This is a genomic window from Klebsiella sp. C283, assembly GCF_048822555.1.
In the GTDB taxonomy this organism is placed as follows: Bacteria; Pseudomonadota; Gammaproteobacteria; order Enterobacterales; family Enterobacteriaceae; genus Klebsiella; species Klebsiella quasipneumoniae.
The window spans coordinates 167,982-188,918 of record NZ_JBMEZS010000011.1 but is presented as its reverse complement, the minus strand read 5'-3'; the positions used below and the strand labels follow the sequence as shown (position 1 = coordinate 188,918).

Annotated in this window: 18 protein-coding genes, 1 other RNA gene and 1 pseudogene; 8 read left to right on the top strand and 12 right to left on the bottom strand. The window is 58.4% G+C overall.

Translation table 11 applies throughout. The features are described 5' to 3' along the window. Window positions 1-53: 53 nt before the first annotated feature. Window positions 54-1,085: a methionine synthase gene (locus tag ACOI7Z_RS21670; RefSeq protein ID WP_087775611.1), complete on the bottom strand. Its 1,032-nt coding sequence runs from the start codon at window positions 1,083-1,085 to the stop codon at window positions 54-56. 23 nt (window positions 1,086-1,108) lie between these two features. Then, window positions 1,109-2,086, bottom strand: coding sequence for a DUF1852 domain-containing protein (locus ACOI7Z_RS21665; protein WP_087849328.1), 978 nt, complete (start codon window positions 2,084-2,086; stop codon window positions 1,109-1,111). A 598-nt stretch (window positions 2,087-2,684) separates the two neighbouring features. Here ACOI7Z_RS21665 and ACOI7Z_RS21660 point away from each other — a divergent pair. After that, on the top strand, window positions 2,685-3,005 hold the full coding sequence (locus ACOI7Z_RS21660; RefSeq protein WP_064154444.1) for a hypothetical protein: 321 nt from the start codon (window positions 2,685-2,687) through the stop codon (window positions 3,003-3,005). 98 nt (window positions 3,006-3,103) lie between these two features. Here ACOI7Z_RS21660 and ACOI7Z_RS21655 read toward each other — a convergent pair whose 3' ends face one another. The 3 genes from ACOI7Z_RS21655 to ACOI7Z_RS21645 form a co-directional block, all read right to left on the bottom strand. Beyond that, the gene (locus tag ACOI7Z_RS21655; RefSeq protein WP_004203110.1) at window positions 3,104-3,352 is read right to left on the bottom strand and encodes a GlsB/YeaQ/YmgE family stress response membrane protein; all 249 of its coding nucleotides are present in this window, start codon (window positions 3,350-3,352) and stop codon (window positions 3,104-3,106) included. 203 nt (window positions 3,353-3,555) lie between these two features. Next, window positions 3,556-3,966, bottom strand: coding sequence for a 1,4-dihydroxy-2-naphthoyl-CoA hydrolase (menI, locus tag ACOI7Z_RS21650; RefSeq protein WP_023290099.1), 411 nt, complete (start codon window positions 3,964-3,966; stop codon window positions 3,556-3,558). Continuing rightward, window positions 3,963-7,019 carry an FAD-binding and (Fe-S)-binding domain-containing protein gene (locus ACOI7Z_RS21645; protein WP_087849341.1) on the bottom strand — a complete coding sequence of 1,019 codons (3,057 nt, stop codon included), beginning with the start codon at window positions 7,017-7,019 and terminating at the stop codon, window positions 3,963-3,965. Before ACOI7Z_RS21645 ends, menI begins: the two co-directional genes overlap by 4 nt. A 218-nt stretch (window positions 7,020-7,237) precedes the next feature. Between ACOI7Z_RS21645 and ydiK the strand changes: the two genes are divergently transcribed. Beyond that, entirely contained in the window at window positions 7,238-8,350 is a 1,113-nt protein-coding gene (gene ydiK, locus ACOI7Z_RS21640) for an AI-2E family transporter YdiK (protein WP_023290101.1), read from the top strand. A gap of 189 nt (window positions 8,351-8,539) precedes the next feature. Next, window positions 8,540-8,647: antisense sRNA RprA (gene rprA, locus ACOI7Z_RS21635), an RNA gene on the top strand. Between the two features lie 86 nt (window positions 8,648-8,733). Here rprA and ppsA read toward each other — a convergent pair. Beyond that, window positions 8,734-11,112: a phosphoenolpyruvate synthase gene (ppsA, locus tag ACOI7Z_RS21630; protein WP_087849329.1), complete on the bottom strand. Its 2,379-nt coding sequence runs from the start codon at window positions 11,110-11,112 to the stop codon at window positions 8,734-8,736. A gap of 75 nt (window positions 11,113-11,187) precedes the next feature. Here ppsA and ACOI7Z_RS21625 point away from each other — a divergent pair. From ACOI7Z_RS21625 to hemP, 4 genes and pseudogenes are all read left to right on the top strand, one after another. Then, a pseudogene (locus ACOI7Z_RS21625) lies at window positions 11,188-11,304 on the top strand (hypothetical protein); the annotation flags it as partial. 147 nt (window positions 11,305-11,451) lie between these two features. Continuing rightward, window positions 11,452-12,285: a pyruvate, water dikinase regulatory protein gene (gene ppsR, locus ACOI7Z_RS21620; protein ID WP_002909061.1), complete on the top strand. Its 834-nt coding sequence runs from the start codon at window positions 11,452-11,454 to the stop codon at window positions 12,283-12,285. Between the two features lie 154 nt (window positions 12,286-12,439). Further along, the gene (aroH, locus tag ACOI7Z_RS21615; protein ID WP_032453261.1) at window positions 12,440-13,486 is read left to right on the top strand and encodes a 3-deoxy-7-phosphoheptulonate synthase AroH; all 1,047 of its coding nucleotides are present in this window, start codon (window positions 12,440-12,442) and stop codon (window positions 13,484-13,486) included. A gap of 155 nt (window positions 13,487-13,641) precedes the next feature. Next, complete coding sequence (gene hemP, locus ACOI7Z_RS21610) at window positions 13,642-13,821, top strand: hemin uptake protein HemP (RefSeq protein ID WP_086076121.1); 180 nt, start codon at window positions 13,642-13,644, stop codon at window positions 13,819-13,821. Window positions 13,822-13,850: 29 nt separating this feature from the next. Here the strand turns inward: hemP and selO are convergent, their stop codons facing one another. The 4 genes from selO to ACOI7Z_RS21590 form a co-directional block, all read right to left on the bottom strand. Next, window positions 13,851-15,293: a protein adenylyltransferase SelO gene (gene selO / locus ACOI7Z_RS21605; RefSeq protein WP_087849330.1), complete on the bottom strand. Its 1,443-nt coding sequence runs from the start codon at window positions 15,291-15,293 to the stop codon at window positions 13,851-13,853. Between the two features lie 113 nt (window positions 15,294-15,406). Continuing rightward, window positions 15,407-15,871: an NlpC/P60 family protein gene (locus tag ACOI7Z_RS21600; RefSeq protein ID WP_002909082.1), complete on the bottom strand. Its 465-nt coding sequence runs from the start codon at window positions 15,869-15,871 to the stop codon at window positions 15,407-15,409. A gap of 81 nt (window positions 15,872-15,952) precedes the next feature. Then, window positions 15,953-16,702, bottom strand: coding sequence for a vitamin B12 ABC transporter ATP-binding protein BtuD (btuD, locus tag ACOI7Z_RS21595; protein WP_023290105.1), 750 nt, complete (start codon window positions 16,700-16,702; stop codon window positions 15,953-15,955). Then, a complete protein-coding gene (locus tag ACOI7Z_RS21590; RefSeq protein WP_004203124.1) occupies window positions 16,702-17,253 on the bottom strand; it encodes a glutathione peroxidase in 552 nt (183 codons plus the stop codon). Before ACOI7Z_RS21590 ends, btuD begins: the two co-directional genes overlap by 1 nt. Window positions 17,254-17,489: 236 nt before the next feature. Between ACOI7Z_RS21590 and ACOI7Z_RS21585 the strand changes: the two genes are divergently transcribed. Then, entirely contained in the window at window positions 17,490-18,290 is an 801-nt protein-coding gene (locus ACOI7Z_RS21585; protein ID WP_004203125.1) for a MetQ/NlpA family ABC transporter substrate-binding protein, read from the top strand. Between the two features lie 45 nt (window positions 18,291-18,335). Here the strand turns inward: ACOI7Z_RS21585 and btuC are convergent, their stop codons facing one another. Both btuC and ACOI7Z_RS21575 read right to left on the bottom strand, forming a co-directional pair. Then, the gene (btuC, locus tag ACOI7Z_RS21580) at window positions 18,336-19,313 is read right to left on the bottom strand and encodes a vitamin B12 ABC transporter permease BtuC (RefSeq protein ID WP_065881301.1); all 978 of its coding nucleotides are present in this window, start codon (window positions 19,311-19,313) and stop codon (window positions 18,336-18,338) included. A 120-nt stretch (window positions 19,314-19,433) separates the two neighbouring features. Beyond that, window positions 19,434-20,867 carry a H+/gluconate symporter gene (locus tag ACOI7Z_RS21575; protein ID WP_023290109.1) on the bottom strand — a complete coding sequence of 478 codons (1,434 nt, stop codon included), beginning with the start codon at window positions 20,865-20,867 and terminating at the stop codon, window positions 19,434-19,436. Window positions 20,868-20,937: the final 70 nt, after the last annotated feature.

Below are 20,937 nucleotides of genomic sequence, written 5' to 3'. Positions count from 1 at the left end.
CAACGGCCCGCTCAGGAAGTTAACCGGGGGAAGCGCACGGAGGCCAGCCCGCCTTATTGTGCCGCCAGCTCGCGGCGAACGATCTCGGCGCCGGCGCTTAAGGCGTGCAGTTTGCCGGTCGCAACCTGGCGCGGCAGCGGCGCCATACCGCAGTTGGTGGACGGATAGAGCTTGTCGGCATCGACGAACGCCAGCGCCTTGCGCAGGGTAGCGGCCACCTCTTCCGGGGTTTCGATAGCATGGCTGGCCACATCGATGGCTCCGACCATCACCTTTTTACCGCGGATCAGTTCCAGCAGATCCAACGGCACCCGCGAGTTGTGGCACTCGAGAGAGATAATATCGAGGGACGATTTCTGCAGCTGTGGGAAGGCCTCCTCATACTGACGCCACTCAGAGCCCAACGTTTTTTTCCAGTCGGTATTGGCTTTGATGCCGTAGCCGTAGCAGATATGCACCGCCGTCTCGCACTTCAGCCCTTCGGTGGCTCGTTCCAGCGCGGCGATCCCCCAGTCGTTCACCTCATCGAAGAAGACGTTGAAGGCCGGCTCATCGAACTGAATAATATCGACCCCGGCGGCCTCTAACTCTTTCGCTTCCTGATTGAGGATTTTGGCGAACTCCCAGGCCAGCTTTTCCCGGCTTTTATAGTGGTTGTCATACAGCGTGTCGATCATGGTCATTGGGCCCGGCAGCGCCCATTTAATCGGCTGACTGGTGAGCTGACGCAGATAGCGCGCGTCCTCAACGAAGACCGGTTTCTGGCGCTCCACGGCGCCCACCACGGTTGGAACACTGGCCTCATAGCGGTTACGAATTTTCACGATCTCGCGTTTGGCAAAATCAACGCCGCTGAGGTGCTCAATAAAGGTGGTGACAAAGTGCTGCCGCGTTTGCTCGCCGTCGCTGACAATATCGATCCCGGCCCGCAGCTGGTCGTCGAGGGACAAACGCAGGGCGTCGCGCTTGCCGGCCAGTAATTCTTCGCTGGACAGTTTCCAGGGCGACCACAGGGTCTCTGGCTGCGCCAGCCAGGAAGGTTTCGGTAAACTGCCGGCGGTCGATGTCGGAAGCCATGTTTTCATAATCAGTAGCCTTTTATTTTGGTTTAGCAAAGCGCGAAGTTAGCAGACCATTGCTCAAGCAACGTCTTGTGCGGGTTGATAAAATGTTGTTGTGTAAATTTACCCTGCTCTATCGCCAACAGGCTGCGCTCTTCCCGGTCATAAACAATTTTGGTGACGGAATGATCCAGGTGATTGAGATTGGGCTGATAGTATTGCCCCGCCGCAGAATTCGCGTTGTAGATCTCCGGTCGGTATATTTTCTGAAACGTCTCCATCGTGCTGATGGTCGCGATCAGCTCCAGGCTGGTGTAATCGCTGAGCAGATCGCCGGAAAAATAGAAGGCCAACGGCGCGACGCTATGTTTTGGCATAAAATAGCGCACCTGCAGCCCCATTTTGCTGAAATAGCGCTCGGTCAGCGAGACGCCTTCCTGGGCATATTCAATGCCGAGGACCGGGTGTTCGTTGCCAGTGCGACGGTAAACATCTTTGCTGGATACGCTCAGGCAAATCACCGGCGCCTTGCTGAAGCTGGTCTTATAGGCGCTGGATTGCACGAAATCCTTAAAGATATTGCCGTGCAGGTCGCCAAAGTTTTCGGGCACGCTGAAGCGGTTCTGGTCTTTATTATGCTCCAGCAGCAGCACGCTAAAATCATAATCCCGCACATACGAAGAGAAGTTATTGCCGACGATACCGGCATGGCGCTCACCGGTTTTTTTATCGACAATATGCGTTTGCAGGATCTCTATCACCGGAAAACTGGCGGCATCAGCAATATTCATCTCGACAGAAATAATATCCAGTTCCACCGCATAGCGGTCGTTGTAGGGATTATCCCAGTGCGCCAGGGTATTAAACCGGTTATTCATCATGATTAACGTATTGCGCAGATTGTCCTGACGGCTCTCCCCTCTGGCCAAATTGGCAAAGTTGGTGGTAATACGCGTATTTTCCGCAGGGTTATAATTTTCATCAAACCGGCTGCGCTTAATCGTATAGGTAAATTCGTTATTCATGGCGATTGTCCATCCTGGTGTCGGGCATAAAGCGGAATAAGCGGAGTATTTTCCCCAGGCGACGCAGAGTCAGACCTGGCGCGCTTCAACCGGTAAATGTTGTTGATTCGTTAATGGGTCTATTTTTGCCAGAGTCGGTGATGGAGGGAAAGCGACTTAAATTCATTGCAACATGAGCTATCCTCATGTTGCTCCGCTAAGCGCCAGGTGTACTCGAGGTATCGTCATGATGCCATGGTCAGGGGCGGCAGTTCAGGCCACGTCAGCCTAATAATCGTTTGTCGTGTGAATGTATGCCAGGGTACAATCTTTAACCACTATAATACGTGCTTTAACATAGCCGTCGTACCCGTTTAGCTGGAGCTTTTGTCGTACAGAATGATTGTTGATATCAGTATTATGTCGATGTGCATGGCCGTGCTGCTGATTATGAGCGTACTGCTGAATTAAGAGGCTCCCGAACACAATGACACCCGCACTCATCTGACCTTCACATTCGCGAGGAATAAAGGAGATTCAGAGGATTCGCGCCGCACGGGATTGTCCCGCCTGCCGCCGCCCTCTACTCTTTTGGTACTTGTTAATCGAGGAATACCAGATGAAAAAAGCTCTCCTTGCCCTGTTCGCTATCGCCGCCGTGGCCGCCGCCAGCGCGTTTGCCGCCGATAAAACCGACGCCCCGACGCCCGTTGTCGACAACGGCGGTCGTCCTCCGCTGGAGATGGGTCATGGCCCCCAGCCGCCGTTCCCGCCACCGTTTCCGCCGCGCAAGCCGGTGCTGTTTTCAGCAACGGTCGCGACCGATACGCCGGCGGAAACCATTAACAAACTGACCGCCCTGATCCCCACCGGTCAGGCGAAGCACTACGAAGTTCACGTTGAGGTGGTGCCGGTTGCGGAGGATGCCGACGGGAAATAGCCCTGGCGTGGGCGCTCTGCCTGAGTCCTGCGATAATAAAAAAGCTGCCGCTTATCGCGGCAGCTTTTGTTAGCTTGAATAAAACAGAATGCAGAAAATTAGCTACGCACTTTACGGTAGATAAACAGCACGACCAGCGCACCGATTACCGCCACCACGAAGCTGCCGAAATTAAACCCGTCGACTTTGCCAAAACCAAAGAAGGTACTGATCCAGCCGCCGACCACGGCGCCGATGATCCCCAGAATAATGGTTACAATAAACCCGCCGCCGTCTTTCCCCGGCATAATCCACTTGGCTAAAATACCGGCAATAAGTCCAAAAATGATCCAGGAAAGAATACCCATGGTTAACCGTCCTCTTGTTACCTTTAAGCATTTCGTATTGAAAAGAGTAGCATATATAACGAGATTGGATCGGTAATAATCTATTTATTAGATAATTTCTTGCCGCCGCGCGGTAGCGCTGCTGGCCTGATGTTTCGCGCTGGCGGACCCGCCCCCGCTTATTCCCCTGAAAAAAGGGAGGCTATTCGCCTCCCGGTTACGACTTATATTACCGCGGTAGTGAGCCGCGATGAACAGCATAATCGCGACTGTTCGTCGAAGATTTCAATTTGCCAGACCTGGTGGCGAGTCCCGACGTGCAGCGCTTTGCACACGCCCCGCACCCGGCCCCCGCGCGCCGAACGAATGTGGTTGGCGTTAACCTCCAGCCCCACCACCTTCTGTTCGCCTTCGCTGCACAGATAACCCGCCACCGACCCCAGCGTCTCCGCCAGCACCACCGACGCCCCGCCGTGCAGCAGGCCAAACGGCTGCTGTGTGCGCCCATCCACCGGCATGGTGGCCTCCAGCGTATCGTCGGTAAAGGTCTCAAAGCGAATATCCAACAGCCCTACCATGTTTCCCTCACCGAGCCGGTTGAGCTGCTCCAGCGTGGCCTGACGTTTCCAAATCATCCGATTATCTCCAGTAACGCCTGCAGCGGATGGCGAACGCCGCTGCCTTCAATGCGCTTCACCTGGCTGCGGCAGGAGTAGCCCGTCACCAGACAGCGGTTACGCGGCAGCCGCTGCATCGCCTGCTGCCAGGAGAGCGCGTAAATGGCCAGCGAGTTGGCATGGTTTTTCACTTCATGACCATAGGTGCCTGCCATCCCGCAGCACCCGACGCTGACGTTTTCCAGCTTCGCGCCGAAGTGGGCAAAAATCTCTGCCCACTGCTTCGTCGCCGCCGGCAGCGCGGTCACTTCCGTACAGTGACCGAACAGGTACCAGGGCTCGCCGCCCGGATCGGGACGGGCGTCGGCGGTCAGGACCTTCGGCAACCACTCATGGACTAACAGCACCTGAAAATCGCCGCGCTTGTCGCCAAGCGTTTGCTTGTATTCATCGCGGTAGCAGAGCACCAGCGCCGGATCGACGCCGACCAGCGGCATACCCAGCTGCGCCACGCGGTTAAGGAAGTCTGCCGTTTTCTGCGCGGTGCGCGCGAAGCGGGTCAGGAATCCTTTAATATGCTGCGCCTTGCCGTTCGGCGAGAACGGCAGCAGCACCGGCTGATAGCCTAAGGCCTCAACCAGACGGATAAAGTCAGCCACCACCTGGGCGTCGTAATAGCTGGTAAAGGGATCCTGTACCACCAGCACCATCTTCGCTTTCTGCTCGGCGCTCAGCGCTTCGAGCTGCTCAAGCGTCATGTTGGCGGAGCGGTGGCCGGCCATCTGCTGCTTCAGCGACGGCGCCGAGAGCAGCGGCAGATCGACCATCCCGATATGCTTCTCCGACAGCTTTTTCAGCCACGGCTGGTTCATGAAGAAGTTAAACGTCTTCGGCGCCTGGGCCATCAGCGGCGCATAGGATTCCACCGACGCCACCAGATGATCGCGCACCGGCCGCAGGTAGCGGCTGTGGTACAGCTGCAGGAAGCGTGAGCGGAACTCCGGGACATCGATTTTGATCGGGCACTGGGTCGAACAGGCTTTGCAGGCCAGACAGCCGGACATTGCCTCTTTGACCTCGTGCGAGAAATCATATTCCCCTTTGCGCGCATGCCAGCTGTTGCGCGTGCGCGCCACCAGCGAGCGCAGGCTAACGCCCTGCTCCGGCAGCGCCTTCTCCAGCTGATTGGGATCGACGCCGCGATCCGCCAGCAGACGCAGCCATTCGCGGACCAGCGTCGCCCGCCCTTTCGGCGAGTGGATGCGCTGGTTGCTCACCTTCATCGACGGACACATCGGGCTTTTTACGTCAAAGTTGAAGCACAGCCCGTTGCCATTACACTCCATCGCCCCGCGCCAGGCGCTGCGCACCGCGATAGGGATCTGCCGATCCCAGGTGCCGCGCTTCACCGCGTCGACTTTCATCATCGGCGCGTCAATCCCTTCCGGCGGACAAATTTTCCCCGGGTTCAGTCGGTTATCCGGATCGAAGACCGCTTTGATCTTCCGCAGCTCGCCGTACAGCGCCTCGCCAAAGAATGCCGGGCTGTACTCGGCGCGGAAGCCTTTGCCATGTTCCCCCCACAGCAGACCGCCATATTTCGCCGTCAGCGCTACCACATCGTCGGATATCTGCTTCATCAGCACCTCCTGCTGCGGATCGCACATGTCCAGCGCCGGGCGCACGTGCAGCACCCCGGCGTCGACGTGGCCAAACATACCGTAGCTCAGGCCGTGGCTGTCGAGCAGCGCGCGAAACTCGACGATATAATCTGCCAGGTGTTCGGGCGGGACGCAGGTATCCTCGGCAAAGGGGATCGGCTTGGCGGCGCCTTTGGCATTACCCAACAGGCCTACCGCCTTCTTGCGCATGGCGTAGATGCGCTCCACACCATCAAGATCGTGACAGACCTGCCAGCCGATGACCCCCGCCTCGCTGCGGGCCATCAGCTCGTCCAGACGCTGGCACAGGGTGGTGACCTGCTGGTCAATCAGCGCCGCGTCATCCCCGGCGAATTCGACGATATTGAGCCCGAGCATCTCTTTATCCGGTACGTCGGTGATCAGTTCGCTCACCGAGTGCCAGACGATATCCTCGCGCGCCAGATTGAGGACTTTAGAGTCGACGGTCTCCACCGACAGGGCCTTGGCCTCCACCATAAAGGGCGCATTACGCAGCGCAGAGTCAAAGGAGTCATATTTGACGTTGACCAGCCGGCGCACCTTCGGCAGGCGGGTAATATCCAGCCGCGCTTCGGTGATAAACGCCAACGTCCCTTCCGAACCGGTTAAAATACGCGTCAGGTCGAACTCGCTCATCTCATCGTTAAAGACGTGGCGCAGATCGTATCCGGTGAGGAAGCGGTTGAGTTTGGGAAACTTATCAATGATTAGCTCGCGCTGCGCCTTGCAGCGCTGGTAGACCGTATTGTAAATCCGGCCGATCGTCGAGGGCGTATTGCCCAGCGTCTCCGCCAGCGCCACCGGCACCGCCTGGGTATCGAGGATATCCCCGCCCATCAGCACCGCCCGCAGGCCAAGCACGTGATCCGACGTTTTACCATACACCAGCGATCCCTGTCCGGAGGCGTCGGTGTTTATCATCCCGCCCAGGGTGGCGCGGTTGCTGGTGGAGAGCTCAGGCGCAAAGAAGTAACCATAGGGTTTAAGAAACTGGTTCAGCTGATCTTTGATGACTCCGGCTTCGACGCGCACCCAACCCTCTTCGGGGTTGATTTCAATAATGCGGTTCATATAGCGGGACATATCGACGATAATTCCGCCGTTCAGCGCCTGGCCGTTGGTGCCGGTGCCGCCGCCGCGCGGGGTGAAGATCAGCGATTTAAAGCGTGGTTCGGCGGCGACCCGCGCCAGTAACGCTACGTCTGCCGTGGAACGTGGAAACAGGACCGCATCCGGCAGCAGCTGATAGACGCTGTTGTCGGTGGCCATCGTCAGCCTGTCGGCATAGCTGGTGGCGGTATCGCCGGTAAAACCCTGTTGCTCCAGTACCTGCAAAAAATTCAGCACCAGTTGAACTACCCCTGGCGCCTGAGAAATTTGTGGGATCATCACACTTGACCCTGCCTGACTATGTTGTGTTTGAAAATATTGTGTTGGTGCTAACTAAACGTTTGCGTAGCGCATTCAACTTTTTATCACATTTTTTTCATATGCGCCCACGTGTTTTCTGTGCAAAATCAGCCCGGCAAAATTATTGATATTATTATCAGTACATGGATTTACGCAGCGCCAGCTTTTTGGCGCGACTGGAAAGGTAAAAATTCTCTATGATTAACCCCCATCAGCCTCGGGACATACCGCAAATACTGCTGTCGGTGCTGTTCCTGGCCCTGATTATCATATCCTGCCTGTGGGTTGTGCAGCCGTTTATTCTGTCCTTCGCCTGGGCCGGCACCGTGGTGATCGCCACCTGGCCGGTGCTGCTGCGTCTGCAGCGCGTGCTGTTCGGCAAACGGATGCTGGCGGTGCTGGCGATGACCCTGCTGCTGTTTTTGCTATTCGTGATTCCTATCGCTCTGCTGGTTAACAGCCTGGTGGATAACAGCGTTCCGCTGATCAAACTCATCAGCAGCGGAAATGTGACGCTGCCGGATTTCGCCTGGCTCAACAGCGTGCCGCTGGTCGGCGATAAACTCTACGCCGCCTGGCATGGCCTGCTGGATATGGGCGGCTCGGCGATTATGGCCAAGGTTCGCCCCTACATTGGCACCACCACCAGCTGGTTTGTCGGTCAGGCGGCGCACATCGGCAAGCTGCTGGTCTACTGCGGCCTGATGCTGTTATTCAGCGCGCTGCTTTACTGGCGCGGCGAGCAGGTAGCCTACGGTTTTCGCTATTTCGCCACGCGCCTGGCGGCTAAACGCGGTGACGCCGCCGTGCTGCTGGCCGGCCAGGCCGTGCGCGCCGTGGCGCTGGGCGTGGTGGTGACGGCCCTCACTCAGGCGGTGCTGGGCGGGATCGGCCTTGCCATCTCCGGCGTGCCCTACGCCGCCCTGCTGACCGTGGTGATGATCTTTACCTGTCTGGTCCAGCTCGGGCCTTTGCTGGTTCTGGTGCCGTCGATTATCTGGCTATACTGGAGCGGGGACACCACCTGGGGCACTGTGCTGCTGGTGTGGAGCTGCGTGGTCGGCACCATGGACAACGTTATCCGTCCGGTGCTTATCCGTATGGGCGCCGACCTGCCGATGATCCTCATTCTTACCGGCGTCATTGGCGGCCTGATCGCCTTCGGCATGATCGGCCTGTTTATCGGTCCGGTGCTGCTGGCCGTCTCCTGGCGCCTGTATGACGCCTGGGTGCACGAAGTGCCACCGCCGCCGAAAGACCCCGATGTCGTGCTCGAAGAGCTCAGCGAGCTGGAGGCCGGGCGCAAGTAATGCCCTGTCAGGCGGGGGGCCCCGCCTGTCTCCCCCCAGGACAATTGTTAAGCAAAATTAATTGATCGCCGGCAAAACGCCAGCCTTGTATGCCCCGCACCCGCTTTTACCCTCCTGGTCCTTCACAACAATTTAACTATTGAGAGGAATCTGATCGACGGCAAAGGCCCCGCTGCCTACTATTAGCTCACGGTTATAAATCAACACCTTGATTTATAAGCATGGAAATCCCCTGAGTGAAACAACGAATTGCTGTGTGTAGTCTTTGCCCATCTCCCACGATGGGCTTTTTTTTGTCCTGCGCATCGCGACGCCGGGCGGCCTGACACCGGCAAAAAAAATCCCCGGCATCGCTGCCGGGGATCTGTACTGTCAGGGCGAACTTATTTATTCAGTTCCGCCAGACCTAACCAGGTTTGCACCACGGTATCCGGGTTGAGGGACAGGCTATCAATCCCCTCCTCCATCAGCCAGGCGGCGAAATCTTCATGGTCAGACGGCCCCTGGCCGCAGATGCCGACGTATTTACCCTGCTGCTTCGCCGCGCGGATCGCCATCGACAGCAGCGCTTTCACCGCGTCGTTGCGTTCATCAAACAGCTCAGAGACCACGCCGGAGTCGCGGTCCAGACCGAGCGCCAGCTGGGTCATGTCGTTCGAGCCGATGGAGAAGCCGTCGAAGTACTCGAGGAACTGCTCGGCCAGCAACGCGTTCGACGGGATCTCGCACATCATGATGACCTTCAGCCCGTTCTCGCCGCGCTTCAGCCCCTGACGCTCCAGCTCTTCGACCACCGCTTTCGCCTGGGCGACGGTACGGACGAACGGCACCATCACTTCGACGTTGGTCAGCCCCATGTCGTTACGCACGCGCTTCATCGCTTCACATTCCAGCGCGAAGCAGTCGCGGAAGCTTTCGGAAACGTAGCGTCCGGCGCCGCGGAAGCCGAGCATTGGGTTCTCTTCTTCCGGCTCATAGCGCTCGCCGCCCACCAGGTTGGCGTATTCGTTCGACTTGAAGTCAGAGAGGCGCACAATCACCCGTTTCGGATAGAAAGCGGCGCCAAGGGTGGCGATCCCTTCGGTCAGGCGGCCAACGTAGAACTCTCTCGGCGAATCGTAGCCTTTCATCAGCTCGCGAATTTCGTTCTGCAGGCCCGGCTCCTGGTCGTCAAACTCCAGCAGCGCGCGCGGGTGAACGCCAATCATGCGGTTGATGATAAATTCCAGCCGCGCCAGACCCACGCCTTCGTTCGGCAGGCAGGCGAAGTCGAAGGCGCGATCCGGGTTGCCGACGTTCATCATCACCTTCAGCGGCAGATCCGGCATGTCGCCGACGCTGGAGCTCTTGACGCTGAAGTCCAGCAGCTCGGCGTAGACATAGCCGGTGTCGCCTTCGGCGCAGGAGACGGTCACGTTCTGGTTTTCCTGAATGCGATCGGTGGCATCGCCGCAGCCGACCACCGCCGGAATACCCAGCTCACGAGCGATGATCGCCGCGTGGCAGGTACGTCCGCCGCGGTTGGTGACGATCGCCGAGGCTTTCTTCATGATCGGTTCCCAGTCCGGGTCGGTCATATCGGTAACCAGCACATCGCCTGGCTCAATGCGGTTCATCTCGCTGATATCGTGGATCACCTTCACCGGACCGGCGCCAATGCGGTGGCCGATGGCGCGCCCTTCGGCGATGATCTGCCCCTGAGCGTGGAGGGTATAACGCTCCATCACCTGGCCGCGGGAACGCACGGTTTCCGGACGCGCCTGGACGATAAACAGCTTACCGGTGTGGCCATCTTTCGCCCACTCGATATCCATCGGACGGCCGTAGTGCTTCTCGATCTGCACCGCCTGCTTCGCCAGCTCCTGCACCTCCTCGTTGGTTAACGAGAAGATATCGCGCTGCGCCTGCGGCACATCTTCGATACGCACCTGCTTGCCGTGCTCCTGAGTCGGCGCGTAAACCATGCGGATCTTTTTCGACCCCATGGTGCGGCGCACGATCGCCGGGCGGCCAGCGGCCAGCGTCGGTTTGTGGACGTAGAATTCGTCCGGGTTCACCGCGCCCTGCACCACCATCTCGCCCAAACCCCACGCCGAGGTGATAAACACCACCTGGTCAAAGCCGGATTCGGTATCGATGGAGAACATGACGCCGGAGGAGGCCAGATCGGAGCGGACCATCCTCTGCACCCCGGCGGAGAGCGCCACGCCGCGGTGATCGTAACCCTGATGCACGCGATAGGAGATCGCGCGATCGTTAAACAGTGAAGCAAACACGTGCTTCACGGCAACGAGCACGGCGTCAAAGCCCTGCACGTTGAGGAATGTCTCTTGCTGCCCGGCGAAGGAGGCGTCCGGCATATCTTCCGCGGTGGCGGAAGAGCGCACGGCGAATGAGGCCTCGGCGTCATCGGCGGACAGCAGGTCATAAGCATCGCGAATCGCGTTTTCCAGTTCGCTCTGGAAGGGGGTATCGATGATCCACTGTCGGATCTGCGCGCCCGCTTTCGCTAATGCGGAAACGTCGTCAATGTCGGTTTCATCCAGCAGCGCATAAATGCGCTGGTTAACACCGCTTTGGTCCAGGAACTGATTGAAAGCATCAGCGGTGGTGGCAAACCCGTTAGGTACGGACACACCCATACCGGACAGATTCGTAATCATTTCACCAAGGGAGGCATTTTTGCCCCCAACTCTGTCTACATCATTCATGCCGAGTTGGTTATACCAAAGCACCAGCGGTGACGAGCCATTGTTGGACATCGAGACAATCCTTTTGTGATTTAATACCAGTGAAAAAAATTTCACGATCGACTGCAAGATTATCCTGACATATTTATGGTGCTGAAAAAAACGGTGAATCGTTCAAGCAAATTATTTTTTCTTTTTTCGGACTGTTCCCGCGATATAGATAACTTAATGATTTTTAGGAATTATGACGAAAAACGCTGGAAATTACGGCAAAAAAAAGAAAATGAACCACCCTTTTCATAAAAAACAAAAATAGCGTTTCAATTTTAAGAAGAGACAAATCAAACAGGGATATGCTTAAATTTAATATCCGCTTTCAGGCAATTAAACTCATTATACCGGATGGTCAAAATGGAAAGTGCTGTAGATCGCCACGTATTTTATATTTCTGACGGTACCGCCATTACGGCGGAGGTGCTGGGGCATGCCGTCATGTCGCAATTCCCGGTCGCCATCAGCAGCGTGACCCTGCCGTTTGTGGAAAATATCAGTCGCGCGCGGGCGGTGAAAGAGCAGATCGACGCCATTTATCAGCAAACGGGCATCCGCCCGCTGGTGTTCTATTCCATCGTTATTCCGGAGATCCGCGATATCATTCTGCAAAGCGAGGGCTTTTGTCAGGATATCGTTCAGGCGCTGGTGGCCCCGCTGCAGCAGGAGCTCAACCTCGACCCGACGCCAGTGGCCCACCGCACCCACGGCCTGAACCCCGGGAACCTGATCAAATACGATGCGCGCATCGCCGCCATCGATTACACCCTCGCCCATGACGATGGCATCTCGCTGCGCAACCTTGACCAGGCGCAGGTGATCCTCCTCGGCGTGTCGCGCTGCGGCAAGACGCCCACCAGTCTGTACCTCGCTATGCAGTACGGCATTCGCGCCGCCAACTATCCGTTTATCGCCGACGATATGGACAATCTGGTTCTGCCGGCGTCGCTGAAACCCCTGCAGCATAAGATGTTCGGCCTGACCATCAATCCGGAGCGTCTGGCGGCGATCCGCGAGGAGCGCCGGGAGAACAGCCGCTACGCTTCGCTGCGCCAGTGTCGGATGGAAGTGACCGAAGTGGAGGCGCTGTATCGTAAGAATAAAATCCCCTGCCTGAACAGCACCAACTATTCCGTTGAGGAAATAGCGACAAAAATCATGGACATCATGGGACTGAATCGCAGGATGTACTAATACACTAGTACATTATTAAAAATTTGTTTATGCTATCACCCGTGGCCTATACAGGATCATGCCCTGCTCTTGCAATAAGCAGGGATTGGTTTATCGTGATGCGCATCACTTCCCGGCATTTTCGCTGGCGAAGAAACAGATTTTTGAGACCCCAATGAATAAAACAGACGAATTGCGTACCGCGCGTATTGAAAGCCTGGTAACGCCCGCGGAGCTGGCCCAGCGCCATCCCGTCACCGCCGACGTGGCCGCCCACGTCTCGGCCTCCCGTCGCCGCATTGAAAAAATCCTCAACGGCGAAGACCGCCGCCTGCTGGTGATTATCGGCCCCTGCTCCATTCACGACACCGACGCGGCGATGGAGTATGCCCGCCGCCTGCAGACCATGCGCGAGCGCTACCAGCCGCAGCTGGAGATCGTGATGCGCACCTACTTCGAAAAACCCCGTACCGTGGTGGGCTGGAAAGGCTTAATCTCCGATCCGGACCTCAACGGCAGCTATCGGGTCAACCACGGTATTGAACTGGCACGGCGCCTGCTGCTGCAGGTTAATGAGCTGGGGGTGCCGACGGCCACCGAGTTTCTCGATATGGTGACCGGTCAGTTTATCGCCGATCTCATCAGCTGGGGAGCCATCGGGGCGCGCACCACGGAAAGCCAGATCCACCGTGAAATGGCCTCGGCGCTCTCCTGCCCGGTCGGGTTTAAAAACGGTACCGACGGCAATACGCGCATCGCCGTAGACGCCATCCGCGCCTCCCGCGCCAGCCATATGTTCCTCTCTCCGGACAAGCAGGGGCAGATGACGATTTACCAGACCAGCGGCAACCCGTACGGGCATATCATTATGCGCGGCGGCAAACGGCCGAACTATCACGCCGAGGATATCGCCGCCGCCGGCGAGGCGCTGCGTGAATTCAATCTGCCGGAGCAGCTGGTGGTCGACTTCAGCCATGGCAACTGCCAGAAGCAGCATCGCCGTCAGCTGGAGGTGTGCGCCGATATCTGTCAGCAAATTCGCGCGGGCTCTACCGCCATCGCCGGCATTATGGCGGAGAGCTTCCTGCAGGAAGGGACCCAGAAAGTGGTTCCCGGCCAGCCGCTGGCCTGGGGCCAGTCGATCACCGATCCCTGCCTGAGCTGGGAAGACAGCGAACGTTTATTGAGCGAACTGGCGGCCGCCACGGCCACTCGTCTGTGACCGCTCCGCCCGCCGCGCCTGCGGTGGGCGATCCCCTTCTGCCATTCCCCTACCAAATTCGGTAACACGATAAATAACGCTTGCCGTCAAAAACAACATTATTGATAATGATTATCATTGTTGCTTTGATTTTTATTTTGAGAGCTATGACGCGTATGGATAACACTGCCACAGCTGAAAAACCAAAAGACAATGCCCCCTATCCCATGGCGACGGACAGACAGATCAGCAGTCGGGTTCTGTTAGGCAGCGAAGGACGGGTAGTCATTGAGCATGGCGGCCAGCGCTATCTGCTGCGCCAGACCCACGCCGGGAAGTTGATCCTGACCAAATAATCGCCCCGCAGCGCGCGGGGCGAGGCGAGTTAGCTCGAGCAGCTGACTTCCAGACGTTTACCCCAGTCCGGCGGCCGGCGGACGTAGTCGTCCTCGCGATCGGTGAAGGGATCGGCCAGCGCGGCATGCAGACGTTCCAGCTCCCCCATATCGCCAGCCTCAGCCTGCTCGATCGCCCGCTGCGCCAGCCAGTTACGTAACACCAGCGCCGGGTTGACGCCCTGCATCCACTGCTGGCGCTGGGTATCCTCCACCTGTTCATCACGAAGCCGCGTGCGATAGCTGGCGAACCAGCTGTCGAATGCCGCACGGTCGATAAACTCGTCGCGCAGCGGCGAGGCCGCGCTGAGCTGTTCGCTGTGGCTCAGCAGGCGGAACGTTCGGGTATAGTCGCTTCTCTCGCGGATCATCAGGGCAAACAGACCGTCGAGCAGATCATTATCCCCTTTCTGCTGAGTGAACAGGCCAAGTTTGTCGCGCATCCGCTGGCCATAGGCGGTCAGCAAGGCGTGCTGATACTCATCCAGCGCCGCGTTCAGCGCTTCGGCGCTGATAAACGGCGACAGCGACTGGGCCAGACGCTGCAGATTCCACAGCCCCACCGCCGGCTGGTTTTCAAAACTGTAGCGCCCCTGGTAATCGGAGTGGTTGCAGATAAAGTCCGGCTGAAAATCGTCAAGGAAGCCATACGGCCCGTAGTCGATGGTCAAACCGAGAATCGACATGTTGTCGGTATTCATCACCCCATGGGCAAAGCCCACGGTTTGCCAGCTGGCGATGGTCTGCGCGGTACGCGTGACAACGTCACGGAACCATAACAGGTACTTGTCCGCTTCATCCTGCAGCTGCGGCCAGTGGTGACGAATGACATAATCGGCCAGCTGCTGAACCTTCTGCGGCTCGCGACGATAGTAAAAATGTTCGAAATGACCAAAGCGGACATGGCTCTCGGCCACCCGCATCAGCATCGCGCCAGGCTCCACGCGCTCGCGGTAGACCGGGGTATCGCTGGTGACCATCGCCAGGGCGCGCGTCGTCGGGATCCCCAGGGCGTGCATCGCCTCCGACGCCAGGCTTTCCCGGATCGTCGAGCGCAGCACGGCGCGGCCGTCCCCCATCCGTGAATAGGGGGTCAGGCCGGCGCCTTTCAGATGCCAGTCGTAACGGCGGCCATCCGCCAGCTGCTGCTCACCGAGCAGGATCCCGCGTCCGTCGCCCAGCTGGCCGGCCCAGGCGCCAAACTGATGGCCACTGTAAACCTGCGCCAGCGGCGACATGCCCGGGAGCAGCGCTTCGCCGCCCCAGACGCCGGCCCCGCTTTCCGGCGCAAACAGCGCGTCAGGGACGCCCAGCTGTTGCGCCAGCGGAGCGTTGCGCCAGATGAGTCGGGCGTTATCGAGCGGCGTCGGTGACAGGGAAGTGTAAAAGTCCGGCAGTTCATCCCGCCAGTGGGTGGTAAAAGAAAGGGTCATGGTTCCTCCTCTCTCCAGTGTAGTGCCTGGAACAGCGGATTAACACGGGCGGAGTGCAGGGTTATCGGCATAAAAAAGGGAAGCGCTCGCTTCCCTCCGGCCGCTGAATGACGTCAGATACGCCGCGCCTGCCAGAATTTTTTGTTCCAGTAGACGTTATCCAGCGAGGAACGGGTGACGCCCTGACTGGTGGAGGCATGAATAAACTGGTTATCGGTATCGTAGATGCCGACGTGCAGGCCGCTTTCGCCTGAGCCGGTTTTGAAGAACACCAGATCGCCGGGCAGCAGATCGCGCTTATCAATTCGGGTGCCGATTTCCGCCTGCTCGCGGGTTTCGCGCGGCAGCTGGAGGGCAAATTTATCGCGAAACGTGCGCACCACAAAGCCGGAGCAGTCGACGCCGCGCGGCGTCATGCCGCCGTAGCGATACGGTGCGCCGCGCCAGCTGCGCAGCTGCTCGTTCAGATTCGCCACCACCGTAATGGAGTCAGCCAGCCGAGGATTCGGCGGCGGTGCCCGATGGCTGCTGCAGCCGGCTAAAATTAACGCCGCCGCCAACATGAACCAGAAGCGCATTTCAGATGATCCCTCTGTCCCTAGTCTCTTTATCGCAATAATTTAGCTTGTTTATCAATATAGTGACAAGATAACTGCGTGCTACTGTGACGCGATGAGCATAATATGACCGGCCACCTCCACGCGCTGGAACGGGATCGCATAGGCAGCGGTTAAATTTTCCTCGTTCAGCACCTCGGCGGTCTCCCCGCAGGCGATGGCTTCCCCCTGGCAGAGCAGCCAGCTCTGTCCGGCATGGCGCAAAGTGTGGTTGAGATCGTGACTGCTCATCACCACCGCGATTCCCGCCGCGCTCAGCTCGCGTAACAACCGATCCAGCGCCGCCTGCTGGGCCACATCCAGACTGTTCATCGGCTCATCCAACAGCAGCAGCTGACCCGCGGGATTGCTTAAGGGATCGATCTGCAGGATCACTGCCGCCAGCCGCACGCGCTGCCACTCGCCGCCCGACAGCTGATTGACCTGACGGCCCAGCTTATTGTCAAGGCCAAGCCTGGCCGCGATATCGTTCACCCGGGCGCTGTCGCCCTGCTGCTGCCTGTGCAGCGCCAGATAGTGCCACACCGGCATGGCGAACGGCGGGGTCTGCTGCTGGCACAGATATCCGCGGCGGCGCGCCAGCTCCGTCGCCGGCCACTCGTCAAGCAACCGTCCGTTAAAATGAATCGCGCCGGGGCCGTCGGACAGCCCCGCCATGCGGGCCAGCAGCGTGCTCTTCCCTGCGCCGTTCGGCCCCACCAGGTGAACGATCTCCCCGGCGCGAAAGGCCGCAGAAAACGGGGCCAGACGCCCCGCCGCTTCTACATCCTGTAGCTGCATCAGAAACGACATTATTTCGCCAGCGCTCCTTTAATCGCCGCCACCAGCTGCGGATCGTCCGGCGTCATATCCGGAGAGAAGCGCTGAATGACGTTGCCCTGGCGATCGACGAGGAATTTTTCGAAATTCCACAGAATGTCGTCCACGTACAGCGGCGCGCGGCCCTTGCTGGCCATCCGCTCATAAAAACCGCTGCCTTCCGGGGCCACCGCCTTCGGCGCGGCGGCAACCAGCTTTTGATAGAGCGGTGCGCGATGCTCGCCGTTGACGTCAATCTTGCTGAACAGCGGGAAGGTGACGCCGTAGGTGGTGCTGCAGAAGGTCTTAATCTCTTCTTCACTCCCCGGCTCCTGGCCGAGGAACTGGTTGCAGGGGAAGCCCAGCACGCTGAAGCCCTCGCCAGCAAACTGCTTTTGCAGGTCCTCCAGTTGCTCATACTGCGGCGTCAGGCCGCATTTGGAGGCCACATTGACGATCAGCAGTACCTTGCCGGCAAAGGATGCCAGGGTGGTTTTCTCGCCATCAATGGTCGTCACTTCGGTATTCAGAATGTCATGTTGCATAGCCTGTCCTCAATGGATAAACCGGTTTCCGGTGAAGGTGATCCCTATCTACTGTAGCGGATTCAGCGCCCGCCATTCTACTGCCAATCCCCGCGAGTTGTCGCATGATGTAACAGCGCTTCGCTGCCCGTCAGCAACATGAAATCCTCTCAATTGGGCAGGCACCTATTTACGTGTACAGTGTTCCATGAATGTAATATGGTTTCGTTACTTGTTAATTTAAGAGAGTTTTGTTGATGAAGAAGTTGTTTAGCCTGGCGTTAATCGCCGCCTCTGTCGCCCTGCTGAGCGCCTGCTCTCCGGATGAAGATAATAAAGTGAAAGTCGCTATCAACACCGGGCCGGACGAAGCCATCTGGAAAGTGGTGGAGCAAGTGGCGAAGGATAAATATCACCTCGACGTCGAAGTGGTCTCCTTCAATGATTATGTGCTGCCTAACGAAGCGCTGAACAACAAAGATGTGGATGCCAACGCCTTCCAGACTCTGCCGTACCTTGAGGCGCAGTCGAAAGAGCGCGGCTATAAATTCGCGGTGGTCGGTAAAACCTTTGTCTTCCCTATCGCCGCCTATTCACATCGCATCAAAAATATCAGCGAGCTCCCCGAGGGAGCGACGGTGACCATCTCTAATGAAACCACTACCCTGGGCCGCAGCCTGCTGCTGCTTCAGGCGCAGGGGCTGCTCAAGCTGAAACCGGGCGTCGGCTATTTACCCACCACGCTGGATATCATCGACAACCCGAAACAGCTGAAGATTGTGGAGGTGGATACCCCGCAGCTGACCCGCACCCTGGATGACCCGAACGTCAGCCTGTCAATCATTAACACCAACTTCTCCGCCCAGGCGGGCCTGTCGGCCGCCCGCGACGGCCTGTTCATGGAGGGACCAGATTCCCCTTACGTGAATGCGATTGTCGCCCGCGAGGATAACAAGGACAGCAAGAAAATTCAGGAACTGAAAGCCGCCTTCCAGACCAGTGAAGTCGCGGAAAAAGCGAAGGAAGTCTACAAAGGCGACGCGATCAAAGGCTGGTAAGCCCGAGCCGGCGCCGTCCCTGCAGACGGCGTCGCGCTATTCCCGTCACCGCGAGCGCAGCAGCAACCAGATAAAGACCGGCGCGCCCAGCGTCGCCGTCACCACGCCAATCGGCAGCTCAGCGGCGGAAAGCGCCAGCCGGGCGATAATATCCGCCCCCAGCAAGGCGCTTGCCCCTGCCAGCATGCAGGCCGGGAGCAAGACCCGGTGATCGCTCAAGCCGCATAGCCGCAGAATGTGTGGGATCACCAGGCCGATAAAGCCAATCGCCCCCGCCAGCGCCACGCTCACGCCGACCATCCAGCCGGTCGCCACCACCAGCAGCTTACGCCACAGCCACAGCGGCAGGCCGAGCTGACGGGCGGAGACTTCGCCCAGCGCCAGTAAATTCAGGGGTTGCGACTGCAGACAGACCCAGCAGAGCGCTGGCAGGAGGGCTATCATCAGCCACAGCTGCTGCCAGTCGACGCCGCCAAACCCGCCCATCATCCAGTACATCAGCTGACGCAGGTCAAAAGAGGTGGAGAAATAGACCGCCCAGGTCATCAGGGCGCTGCAGATGATCCCCAGCGCCACCCCCGCCAGCAGCAGGCGGCTGGTGGAAAGATGGCGGCGGGCAAAACGCAGCAGAATAAAGGTGATCAGCAGCGCGCCCAGGATCGCGCACAGCCCGAGCGCCCAACCCGGTAACAGGCCTTTACCCAGCAGGACGGCGGCAATCAGCCCGACGCCCGCGCCGTTGGAGACGCCCAGCAGACCCGGTTCCGCCAGCGGATTTTCAAACAGCGCCTGCATTATCGCCCCGGAGAGCGCCAGCGCCGCCCCCACCAGCAGCACCGCCAGGGTCCGCGGCAGGCGGATCTGCCAGATAAACAGCTGACCTTTGGCGCTGAGCCACTCGCCGGGCGGGATCCATTGATCCCCCGCGCACAGGCTGATCAGCAGGGTGACCAGCAGCAACAGCGTTAAACTAAGGAGCCAACGCCGGCTGCGGCGCTGTTGAAGATGGGCGAGAGTCAGCATAGATTCCATTACGCAGTGGGAACAAGAGGCTGATTTTACGGTGGGTGTCGCGGTGAGAAAAGGAAAACCTCACGACCAAAGGTCGACGCGGAGGACCCTCCCCCCGTCGACCATCCCGCTTTACACCAGAATCTGAAACAGCAGCGCGAAGAGAATGATGTTCGCCACCACGATTGCCCAGCCGTTATAGAGCATATACTTCAGATGTGTAGACTGCGCCAGCCCCATCTGGCCGAACATGTCCGATGAGGGAAACGGCCCGAACCAGTCCACCTGAGACGAGGCCAGCAGCACCGCGGTGGTCCCCTGCGGCGGCACGCCGGCGGCCATCAGCATCGGGCCAAAGATTTTATGCGTAAAGGTCATCTGGGCTACCGCCGCGCCGGGCACATGGCCGATAATATTGAACGCGAAGATGCTAAAGCACAGCCAGGCCGGGGAGATCCCTTCCAGCAGCGGCTGAGTATACTCCAGCAGCCCCTGATAGGCGTGCAGGCCATCCATCAGCTCAAGGATCGGGTTATACAGCCAGTAGAGAATAAACATCCACACCAGACGACCGCAGCCGTGATACAGCGCCTGCAGGATCTGCGTCGGCCGCAGGCCGCCCACCAGCCCGGTCATCAGCGCCACCAGCAGCATGACGATAATCGCAAAGCTGAAGCCGGCTTTAATCACCACCCCAACCACCGCCATCACGATGATGGTCGCGGCGAAAGCCAGCGCGCTTAATTTACGCCGGCGCTGCTGCGCGGCGCTAAGGTCCTCTTGCGGCTTTTCCGAGAGATCGACCTCATAGCGCAGTTTGCCTTCGGTCATCTTCTGGATCCGTCCGGCCATGATCCAGCCGGCTAACAGGGTGACGGCGCTCATCGGCAGGCCGACATACAGCAGATAATCCGGATAGCTCAGACCGCCGAGGCTGAGGATCGTCACGGTGCTGGGGGTGAAGGGCCCGGTAAAGAGTCCAACGGAACCGGCGGTCATCATCAGCGCGGCTACCGTCGGCGGCGTTAAGCGTACCGCCGCCGCTACGGGGATAATCACTGCGACAATAATCGCATTGCCGCCGGCCATGGTGCCCAGCGAACCGCAAATTAAAATCGATGACACCACAATGCCGAACTTGACCCGCGTCTGGCTCGACAGCCCAATACGGTGGACCACGAATTTCACCAGTTCAACCGCCGCGCCGGTGCGGGTGGCCACTTCCCCCACGCCGGCGCCGAGCATAATGATAAGCCCGACGGTGGCAATAAATGACCCGGTGGACTTCGCCAGCATCGCGCCCATTTCCGGCAGACCGGTCGAGGTCATGATCATGGCGATAATAATCGAGGAGATGACCGCCAGCACTATATCGACGCCGATCAGCGATAATATCGCTAACGCCACCAGCGGCGTAAATCCCAGCAGGCCAAGCTCGCTGCCCGGTCGACCGTGGCACCACAGCGCAATCAACACGAACAGCAGCAATAACAGACCGGTAATAACGTTTTTTCGCGTGATATTTCGTCTGACAGGCGTATTGCCTGCGAGCGTTGAGTCACTCATAACACTCCTTAATGCCAATCAATCCGACCATGATGGTCAGGTGGTGTATGGGGGCCTGCTCAGAAAATAT

Excerpts from the sequence above, each read along its gene's own strand:
- ACOI7Z_RS21585 (WP_004203125.1), top strand. The coding sequence starts at position 17,490 with ATGAAGAAGTTGTTTAGCCTGGCGTTAATCGCCGCCTCTGTCGCCCTG.
- menI (WP_023290099.1), bottom strand. The coding sequence starts at position 3,966 with ATGATTTGGAAACGTCAGGCCACGCTGGAGCAGCTCAACCGGCTCGGT.
- ACOI7Z_RS21665 (WP_087849328.1), bottom strand. The coding sequence starts at position 2,086 with ATGAATAACGAATTTACCTATACGATTAAGCGCAGCCGGTTTGATGAA.
- hemP (WP_086076121.1), top strand. The coding sequence starts at position 13,642 with ATGGATAACACTGCCACAGCTGAAAAACCAAAAGACAATGCCCCCTAT.
- ACOI7Z_RS21660 (WP_064154444.1), top strand. The coding sequence starts at position 2,685 with ATGAAAAAAGCTCTCCTTGCCCTGTTCGCTATCGCCGCCGTGGCCGCC.
- aroH (WP_032453261.1), top strand. The coding sequence starts at position 12,440 with ATGAATAAAACAGACGAATTGCGTACCGCGCGTATTGAAAGCCTGGTA.
- btuD (WP_023290105.1), bottom strand. The coding sequence starts at position 16,702 with ATGTCGTTTCTGATGCAGCTACAGGATGTAGAAGCGGCGGGGCGTCTG.
- ydiK (WP_023290101.1), top strand. The coding sequence starts at position 7,238 with ATGATTAACCCCCATCAGCCTCGGGACATACCGCAAATACTGCTGTCG.
- ACOI7Z_RS21590 (WP_004203124.1), bottom strand. The coding sequence starts at position 17,253 with ATGCAACATGACATTCTGAATACCGAAGTGACGACCATTGATGGCGAG.
- ppsA (WP_087849329.1), bottom strand. The coding sequence starts at position 11,112 with ATGTCCAACAATGGCTCGTCACCGCTGGTGCTTTGGTATAACCAACTC.
- ppsR (WP_002909061.1), top strand. The coding sequence starts at position 11,452 with ATGGAAAGTGCTGTAGATCGCCACGTATTTTATATTTCTGACGGTACC.
- ACOI7Z_RS21575 (WP_023290109.1), bottom strand. The coding sequence starts at position 20,867 with ATGAGTGACTCAACGCTCGCAGGCAATACGCCTGTCAGACGAAATATC.
- ACOI7Z_RS21670 (WP_087775611.1), bottom strand. The coding sequence starts at position 1,085 with ATGAAAACATGGCTTCCGACATCGACCGCCGGCAGTTTACCGAAACCT.
- ACOI7Z_RS21645 (WP_087849341.1), bottom strand. The coding sequence starts at position 7,019 with ATGATCCCACAAATTTCTCAGGCGCCAGGGGTAGTTCAACTGGTGCTG.
- btuC (WP_065881301.1), bottom strand. The coding sequence starts at position 19,313 with ATGCTGACTCTCGCCCATCTTCAACAGCGCCGCAGCCGGCGTTGGCTC.
- selO (WP_087849330.1), bottom strand. The coding sequence starts at position 15,293 with ATGACCCTTTCTTTTACCACCCACTGGCGGGATGAACTGCCGGACTTT.
- ACOI7Z_RS21600 (WP_002909082.1), bottom strand. The coding sequence starts at position 15,871 with ATGCGCTTCTGGTTCATGTTGGCGGCGGCGTTAATTTTAGCCGGCTGC.
- ACOI7Z_RS21655 (WP_004203110.1), bottom strand. The coding sequence starts at position 3,352 with ATGGGTATTCTTTCCTGGATCATTTTTGGACTTATTGCCGGTATTTTA.